Origin of the sequence: Parabacteroides sp. An277, from assembly GCF_002159645.1 — a bacterium.
GTDB lineage: Bacteria > Bacteroidota > Bacteroidia > Bacteroidales > Tannerellaceae > Parabacteroides.
On sequence record NZ_NFJB01000067.1, the window covers coordinates 1 to 5,516 of the forward strand.

3 protein-coding genes and 3 tRNA genes are annotated in these 5,516 nt (G+C 46.8%); 3 read left to right on the plus strand and 3 right to left on the minus strand.

What is annotated here, in order from left to right; translation table 11 throughout:
* Nucleotides 1-277: 277 nt before the first annotated feature.
* The 3 genes from B5F77_RS15130 to B5F77_RS15140 form a co-directional block, all read right to left on the minus strand.
* Nucleotides 278-352: transfer RNA gene (locus B5F77_RS15130), tRNA-Val, on the minus strand.
* 27 nt (nucleotides 353-379) lie between these two features.
* Nucleotides 380-454 (minus strand) — tRNA-Val (locus tag B5F77_RS15135).
* Nucleotides 455-484: 30 nt separating this feature from the next.
* Nucleotides 485-559, minus strand: a tRNA-Val gene (locus B5F77_RS15140).
* A gap of 191 nt (nucleotides 560-750) precedes the next feature.
* Between B5F77_RS15140 and purB the strand changes: the two genes are divergently transcribed.
* From purB to asnS, 3 genes are all read left to right on the plus strand, one after another.
* Nucleotides 751-2,094 (plus strand): adenylosuccinate lyase, encoded by a 1,344-nt coding sequence (purB, locus tag B5F77_RS15145; protein ID WP_087332275.1) that lies wholly within the window; start codon nucleotides 751-753, stop codon nucleotides 2,092-2,094.
* Nucleotides 2,095-2,223: 129 nt separating this feature from the next.
* Nucleotides 2,224-3,660, plus strand: a complete 1,437-nt coding sequence (locus tag B5F77_RS15150; protein WP_087332277.1) for a pseudouridine synthase — start codon at nucleotides 2,224-2,226, stop codon at nucleotides 3,658-3,660.
* A 17-nt stretch (nucleotides 3,661-3,677) separates the two neighbouring features.
* A complete protein-coding gene (asnS, locus tag B5F77_RS15155) occupies nucleotides 3,678-5,084 on the plus strand; it encodes an asparagine--tRNA ligase (RefSeq protein WP_087332279.1) in 1,407 nt (468 codons plus the stop codon).
* Nucleotides 5,085-5,516: the final 432 nt, after the last annotated feature.

Consider the following 5,516-nt stretch of genomic DNA (forward strand, 5'->3'; position numbering starts at 1 on the left):
TAAAATCAAACTATTCAGAGCAAACCTCAGAGGGGTTGCAGACAAGAAGTTCTTCTTATTCCGTATTGCAAAACTATATGCATATCCCCACTAAATTTCTACTGAGCCCGAACAAGCTCCACCAACACTTTTCTTTCATAATCATTCTTTTTTGATGTTTATAAAGTCAAACGTACCCAAGGTGGGAATCGTATGTACAGACTTTATTTTAACATTTAGCGAGGATTAATAAAAAAGCACCTACCGGATAAACCTATAGATGCTTAGAAAGGAGATGTGGGCGTTGAGGGATTCGAACCCCCGACCCTCTGCTTGTAAGGCAGATGCTCTGAACCAGCTGAGCTAAACGCCCGATAAAGAAAACCAATTGATATTGAAGTGGGCGTTGAGGGATTCGAACCCCCGACCCTCTGCTTGTAAGGCAGATGCTCTGAACCAGCTGAGCTAAACGCCCGATAAAGGAAAACCAATTGATATTGAAAAGTGGGCGTTGAGGGATTCGAACCCCCGACCCTCTGCTTGTAAGGCAGATGCTCTGAACCAGCTGAGCTAAACGCCCTTTTCAATCTTCCAAGATGTTAGTTATAAGCCTTATCTCTTTAAGACGGTGCAAAGGTACTGCTTTTTTTTTACTCTCCAAATTTTTTTTCAGGAAAAATGAAAAAAAATCGTCACAACCGTGGTTTTTCCCGAGAAATACACTACCTTTGCAACTCCACATATTATATAATGTAGAAAAGTAGAAAACAGATGATACTATCGACACTGACTGCTATCTCGCCTATAGATGGGCGTTATTGGAGCAAAGCTGAGAATTTGGCTGCATACTTTTCGGAATTTGCGCTAATTCGATACCGAGTTCGCGTGGAAATCGAATATTTAATAGCCCTCTCAGAGTATCTCCCGCAACTAAGCGAACTTAATACCAACGATGTAAAAGCTTGGTTACGCCAAGTATATCTGAATTTTTCAGAAGAAGATGCGTTGCGCGTAAAAGAGATTGAAAAGGTTACGAACCACGATGTCAAAGCGGTTGAGTATTTTATCAAAGAAAAAACAGACCATTTCCTTGCAGAGAAATACCATGAGTTTATCCATTTCGGACTCACCTCGCAAGACATCAACAACACCGCGATTCCTTTATCCTTAAAGGAAGCACTGGAAGAGGTATACTACCCCGGATTAGAAGAAGTAATCCGTTTGCTTGAACACGATGCCAATGAATGGATGAACATCCCGATGTTAGCCAAGACACATGGGCAACCTGCCTCGCCTACTCGGTTGGGTAAAGAGATTATGGTGTTCGTCTATCGCCTGAAGGAGCAATTGGCTTTACTGAAAACCGTACCTATTTCAGCTAAGTTTGGTGGGGCAACCGGTAATTTCAATGCACACCACGTGGCTTATCCGGAATACGATTGGAAAGCTTTCGGAAACCGGTTTGTAAACGAAGTATTGGGGTTAAAACGAGAAGAATGGACAACACAAATCTCGAACTACGACAACTTGGGTGCATTGTTTGACGCCATGAAGCGTATCAATACCATCCTGATTGATTTGAACCGTGACTTTTGGCAATATATTTCGATGGAATATTTCAAGCAAAAGATTAAAGCGGGCGAAGTGGGTTCATCGGCCATGCCACATAAAGTGAATCCTATCGACTTCGAAAATGCAGAAGGAAACTTAGGCATTGCCAATGCTTTCTTGGAACACTTATCACGCAAACTGCCCATATCGCGCCTGCAACGCGACTTGACGGATTCCACCGTGATTCGAAACGTCGGTGTCCCGATGGCTCACATAGAGATAGCATTCAAAAGTCTTTTGAAAGGGCTTGGAAAACTTCTCTTGAACGAATCAGCATTGTACGCCGATTTGGATAAATGCTGGGCTGTAGTAGCAGAAGGAATCCAAACTATCTTACGCCGCGAAGGATATCCGAAGCCATACGAAGCCTTGAAAGCGCTTACCCGTACGAATGCGGGCATCACCGAGCAGTCCATTAGGGAATTTATTGACACTTTACAAGTCAGTGATGCGGTAAAAGCCGAATTGAAAGCGATTACACCGCATAATTATACCGGTATGTGAAAACAAATATAGTTATAATCCAATCGGAAAATAGTTATAATTCAAACGAAAATAAATTATAATCAAACAGAGAGAAACAACAAAGGTAGCCGGGAGGTTACCAAGTATAAATCTTTAACACAAAACAATATGAATATCGAAGAAAAAGATGAAGCTCAACAACAGCCTTCACGCCCTAAGAACGTGATACCAAGTATCAGCAAGGAGAACGCGCAGGACGACGTAAGAAAACCTTACAACGCAGGTTATCGGCCGGAAGGAAATTACGAACGGAGACCTTACAACCGTCAAGGACAAAATGAACGCGGGAATTATCGTCCATACGGTAATCGCCCGGCTTATAATGATTATGGAAACGGGCAAAATTACCAGCCCAGATATGACAATCGTGGCGAACGACCCAATTACGGAAATAACCGTCCATACAATAACCGAGGCAACTACAACCCCAACCAAGGAGGATATGGTAATCGTCCGTATGGCAATCGTCCGGCATATGGTAATGAACCACAACGCCCATACAATCGTCCGGCATACAACCAAGGTCCTATTGCCAGTGCTACGCCAAACGGTCCAGTGGAAGGTGGCGTAGTCAAGAAAAGAAGACCACGGGTAGGCGAAAACCGTATTCCGGCTTCTTACGATATGGAAATGCAACGCGGAGGAAATCGCCCATACAATAATAATTATGGAAACAATCCGCGCGGAGGTAACGGACGCTATAATAATAACCACCCCAACAATAACCGTCGTCCGAACAATAATCGTAAACAAGGCAATTACAACCCCAATGCCAAGTATAGCCATCAGAAGCAACTGAAGTATAAGGAAGTACTGGCAGATCCGAACGAACCGATTCGTTTGAACAAATACCTTGCCAATGCAGGTGTATGCTCACGCCGGGAAGCCGATGAATTTATCCAGAAAGGTTGCGTAAAGGTTAACGATGTAGTTATTACAGAATTGGGTACGAAGATTACACGTTCAGACAAGGTAACGTTCAACGATAAGCCCGTACAAATCGAAAGTAAGGTATACATCGTTTTGAACAAACCTAAGAATTGCGTAACGACTTCTGACGATCCGCAAGAACGTTTGACCGTAATGGATTTGGTAAAGAACGCATGTACGGAACGAATCTATCCGGTAGGCCGTCTGGACCGCAACACGACAGGCGTCTTATTGTTAACGAATGATGGTGATTTAGCTTCCAAACTGACGCATCCTTCCTTCAAGAAGAAAAAAATCTACCACGTATGGTTGGATAAGGAAGTGGCTGTAGAAGATATGGAAAAGATTGCCAATGGCTTAGAATTAGAAGACGGAGAAATCCATGCTGATGCCATTAGCTATGCCAACGAAACGGACAAGAAGCAGGTAGGTATCGAAATCCATTCGGGACGCAACCGCATCGTCCGTCGTATTTTCGAATCATTAGGTTATCACGTAACCAAGCTCGACCGTGTGTACTTCGCTGGGTTGACGAAGAAGAACCTGGGACGCGGTAAGTGGCGTTATCTCAACGAAAGAGAAGTCAATGCCTTGCGCATGGGAGCGTTTGAATAATTCGTAATCAAATTACAATGGAAACGATACAAAGAACAAAAATTGTAGACGTACTGAAGAGTACGGCTTATGGTTCGACTGTAAATGTGAAAGGATGGGTGCGCACGCGCCGTGGAAGCAAACAAGTCAGCTTCATCGCTTTGAACGATGGGACAACTATCCACAACGTGCAAATCGTGGTCGACACCGCGCTCTTCGGTGAAGATTTTCTCAAACCCATTACTACGGGAGCCAGCTTGAGCGTCAACGGCGTGCTGGTTCAGTCTCAAGGAAAAGGCCAAAGCGTGGAGATTCAGGCTCAAGAGATTGAAATCTACGGTACGGCCGACCCTGCTACTTATCCGCTCCAAAAGAAGGGACACTCGATGGAGTTCTTGCGCGAAATCGCCCACCTGCGTCTGCGCACGAATACGTTCGGGGCGGTGTTCCGCATCCGTCATAATATGGCGTATGCCATCCACAAGTTCTTCCACGACCGCGGGTTCTTCTATTTCCATACGCCCATTATCACAGCTTCGGATTGCGAGGGCGCCGGACAGATGTTCCAGGTCACGACCAAGAACCTCTACAACCTGAAGAAAGACGAGAACGGGTCGATTATCTACGACGATGACTTCTTTGGGAAGCAGACAAGCCTGACCGTATCCGGACAGCTGGAGGGAGAACTGGCTGCCACAGCCTTAGGGCAGATTTATACGTTCGGGCCGACGTTTCGAGCTGAGAACTCAAATACGCCGCGCCACCTGGCTGAATTTTGGATGATAGAACCGGAGGTAGCTTTCAACGACATCAACGACAATATGGACCTCGCCGAGGAGTTTATCAAGTATTGCGTGCAGTGGGCGTTGGATAACTGCCTGGACGACATCCAGTTCCTCAACGATATGTTCGACAAGGAACTGATAGCCCGTCTCCAGGGCGTCCTCAAGGAGAAGTTCATCCGCCTGGCTTATTCCGACGGTATCCGCATCTTGGAGGAGGCAGTTGCGAAGGGGCACCAGTTCGAGTTCCCGGTTTATTGGGGCGTCGACTTGGCGTCTGAGCATGAACGCTTCCTGGTGGAGAACCATTTCAAGTGCCCGGTTATCCTGACGGACTACCCGAAGGAGATTAAGGCCTTCTATATGAAGCAGAACGAAGATGGTAAGACGGTTCGCGCTATGGACGTGCTCTTCCCGAAAATCGGCGAGATCATCGGCGGCTCGGAGCGCGAGGCAGACTACGACAAACTATACAGCCGTATCCAAGAGCTGCATATCCCGATGAAAGATATGTGGTGGTATCTCGACACCCGCCGCTTTGGTACGGTGCCGCATTCGGGCTTCGGGTTGGGATTCGAACGGTTGCTGCTGTTCGTCACGGGCATGGCCAATATCCGCGATGTCATCCCCTTCCCGCGTACACCCAAGAACGCGGAGTTCTAAAGACTGATTCTCATTCATTCATACAAAGCCTTGTAGTCCCACGGATTGCAGGGCTTTTCTTTTACCGCGCCATCGGGTGTCCCTCGCGCCATCGGATAGCCGCTTCAACTTCTCCGACCTATAGATTCCATGGCTCTATCAGATAATAAATATTACCCAGTTGGGTAATATTTGCTACCCAGTTGGATAGTGTTTGCTACACAACTGTGTAGTGTTTGCTACACAACTGTGTAGTATTTGCTACCCGACCGGGGAGTTCGCGCTATCCGACCAGGGAGTTTCCGCTACCCGACTGGGGAGTTTCAGCTACCCGCCCGGGGAGTTTCAGCTACCCGCCCAGGGAGTTTCCGCTACCCGACCGGGGAGTTTCAGCTACCCGCCCGGGGAGTTTCAGCTACCCGCCCAGGGAGTTTCCGCTACCCGCCCGGGGAG